A 2,948-nucleotide genomic window follows, 5' to 3' on the forward strand; every position below is an offset into this window, starting at 1 on the left:
GCTGCTGTCGGACGAAGCGACCTCGGGCCTCGACCCCGACACGACTCGCTCGATCCTCGACCTGCTCACCGACCTCCGCGACGACCTCGGCGTCACGATCCTGGTGATCACCCACGAGATGGACGTGGTCCGCGCCATCGCCGACGTGGTCGCCCAGCTCGACCACGGCCGGATCATCGAGCAGGGTCCGGTCGCCGACGTCGTACGACGAAGCGACTCGCCGCTCTCAAGGGCACTCCTGCCGATGCCGCCCGTCCCCGCCGACGCCGGCCTTCGCCCGTGGAGCGTGCGGTACCAGCACGAGCAGGTCTCGCCGGTGTGGCTGGCGAAGGCCGGTCGCGAGCTCGACACCGACATCGCCGTCCTCGCGGCCCTGGTCGAGGCCGCGGGGGAGACCCGCGTCGGTCGGCTCACGCTCGGTCTCGATCCGCGCCTGGACGACCGTCGCGTCATCGAGGTGCTGGCCAAGCACGGTGTCGTCGCCGAGCCCGTCGATCGTGCGGTGCTCCGCCCGGTGCCGGCGGCCGCTCACGAGGAGGGCGTGGCATGACCGTCCTGCTCGGCACCCCGTGGCCCGACGTACCCGACCTGATGCTGCCGGCCCTCGGCGAGACCTTCCGCATGGTGCTCGTCGTGATGTCGGTCGTCGTCCTCCTCGGCGGCCCGCTCGGCCTCGTCATCTTCAACACCTCGCCGCTCGGGCTCACGCCCCACCGCGCCGTGCACGTGTCGATCAGCTGGATCGCGAACCTCGGTCGCTCCCTGCCGTTCCTCGTGCTGATGGCTGCGGTGATCCCGGTGACCAAGCTGGTGTTCGGCACGACGATCGGCTTCAAGGCGGCGCTGATCCCGATGTCGATCGCCGGCATCGCGTTCTTCGCCCGGCTCACCGAGGGCGCGGTGCGCGACGTACCGCGCGAGCTCCTCGACGTCGGCCTCGCCGCAGGCAGCAGCAAGCGCCAGATCATCACCTCGATCCAGCTGCGCGAGGCGCTGCCCGGCCTGGCCGGCGGCCTGACGCTCAATGTCGTCGCGATGATCGAGTACTCCGCCATCGCGGGCGCGATCGGCTCCGGCGGCATCGGCTATCTCGCCGTCAACTACGGCTACCGACGCTTCGACGACAACATCATGATCGCCTGCATCGTGCTGCTGATCGCGATCGTCCAGCTCATCCAGTTCTCCGGTGACCGGATCGTCCGGGCTCTCACCCACTGAAAGGAACCAGCATGTCCACCACCCAGCAGCCCGGTAGGAAGACCATCGAGGAGGCGAGCGACCTCATCGACCTCGGTGGCGCCCGCAGGAAGTGGCTGTGGCCCGCCGTCGGCGCGGTCGTCGTCCTTGCCCTGGCCCTCTTCCTGGTCTTCAAGTTCACCGGCGACGACGAGAAGACCGTTGCGGGCAGCCACTTCGGCAACGACTTCGAGATCGCCTACCAGGCGAGCAGCGCCAGCGAGAAGGCCTTCCTCGACTACCTCGACAAGGAGATCGCACCCGACTACGGCGTGACCATCAAGGGCGTCGGCATCGAGGACGGCAACCAGCTCGACCAGGCCACCGCAGACGGCAAGTACATCGCCAACATCTACCAGCACAAGCACTGGCTCAAGCAGGTCACCGACGCGACCGGCATGAAGCTGTCGGCGCTCGGCGAGGTCTTCCAGTGGTCGTACTCCGTCTACTCCAACAAGTACGCCTCGCTCGATGAACTCCCGAACGGCGCCGAGGTCGCGCTCCTCAACGACCCCGCGAACACCGCCCAGGCACTGTGGATCCTCGAGCGCGCCGGCAAGCTGACCTTCAAGGACGGCGTCGACCCGTGGGCCGCCACCGAGCAGGACATCGACGAGAACATCGGCGGCTACAAGTTCACCTACATCGAGTACGGCGCCGGCCCGCGCACGCTCGACTCCGTGGACGCGGTCATCGACTACAACATGTCGTTCGTCGACGCCGGCACGCCTGAGAAGTTCCGCATCTTCGAGCCGGACGCCCCCAAGGAGTTCGCCGGCCAGCTCGTCATCGGCAGCGAGTACGCCGACGATCCGCAGGTCGAGAAGCTGAAGAAGGTCTTCTTCGACGAGCGCGTGCAGCCCTACCTGGCCGAGAACACGGACCCGAACCTGTCGGGCCAGCTCGCCCCGGTCTCGGCCGACTGACCGCAACGACAACTCGTCCGCGCTGGGCACGCACCAGTTGAGTGCCCAGCGCGGGCTAAGCCGGTTCCAGCAACCGCTCGCACTCGGCGACCAACCGCTCCCGCAGCGGCGCACCCCGCTCCGCGAACCGGCGCTGCGCGTCGACGTACTCGGCCTTGCCCTCGGGGGTCTCGATGCGGACCGGGTCGAAGCCGAGGTCCGCGAGGTCGTACGGCGCCGCACGCATGTCGAGCGTCCGGATGTCCCACGCGAGCTCGAAGCAGTCGGCCACCAGGTCCGACGAGATCATCGGCGAGAGCCGGAACGCGTGCTTGTAGAGGTCCATGCCCGCGTGCAGGCACCCGGGCTGCTCGAACGACGGTCGGTCGGAAGGCCCGGGGGAGAGCGTGTTCAGTGGCCGCGCGGGCGGCGTGAAGAAGCGGAACGCGTCGAAGTGGGAGCACGCGATCCTGTGCTCTGCCACGACCTCGTCGGTGCCAGCGGGCCCGAGGCGCAACGGCCAGTCCGCGTGCCGGGTCTCGTCCTCGGCGAGGCGATAGACCATCGCCCACTCGTGCAGGCCGAAGCAGCCGAAGTGCGGGGCGCGTCCGGCGGTGGCCGACAGCAGGCGGTGGAGGGTCTCGATCAACGTCCGCTGCGAAGCGACGTACTCTGCGGTCACGGACTGGTCTCGAGACGGTTGCTGCGCAACCTCCTCGACCTGCGCGGCGCCGTAGCCCTTGAGACCCGCGTACTCCTCGCCGTCGCGGAGTACGACGCCGTACCCCGGGTGCCAGCGCCGCAGCT

The 2,948-nt window shown here is 68.7% G+C and carries 3 protein-coding genes and 1 pseudogene; 3 read left to right on the forward strand and 1 reads right to left on the reverse strand.

From position 1 onward, the window contains the following. The 3 genes and pseudogenes from ACOADB_RS15305 to ACOADB_RS15315 all read left to right on the forward strand — a co-directional run. A pseudogene (locus tag ACOADB_RS15305) lies at positions 1–550 on the forward strand (hypothetical protein); the annotation flags it as partial. Then, entirely contained in the window at positions 547–1,218 is a 672-nt protein-coding gene (locus ACOADB_RS15310; protein WP_378600246.1) for a methionine ABC transporter permease, read from the forward strand. The pseudogene ACOADB_RS15305 and the gene ACOADB_RS15310, both read left to right, overlap by 4 nt. 11 nt (positions 1,219–1,229) lie before the next feature. Further along, positions 1,230–2,162 (forward strand): MetQ/NlpA family ABC transporter substrate-binding protein, encoded by a 933-nt coding sequence (locus tag ACOADB_RS15315; RefSeq protein WP_378600248.1) that lies wholly within the window; start codon positions 1,230–1,232, stop codon positions 2,160–2,162. Between the two features lie 55 nt (positions 2,163–2,217). On the opposite strand, the gene ACOADB_RS15320 is transcribed toward ACOADB_RS15315, so the two are convergent. Beyond that, the coding region (locus ACOADB_RS15320) for a 3-methyladenine DNA glycosylase (protein WP_378600251.1) at positions 2,218–2,948 on the reverse strand (731 nt) is incomplete at its 5' end.

The sequence above is a fragment of the Nocardioides sp. CPCC 206348 genome (genome assembly GCF_048654705.1).
Classification (GTDB): Bacteria; Actinomycetota; Actinomycetes; order Propionibacteriales; family Nocardioidaceae; genus Nocardioides.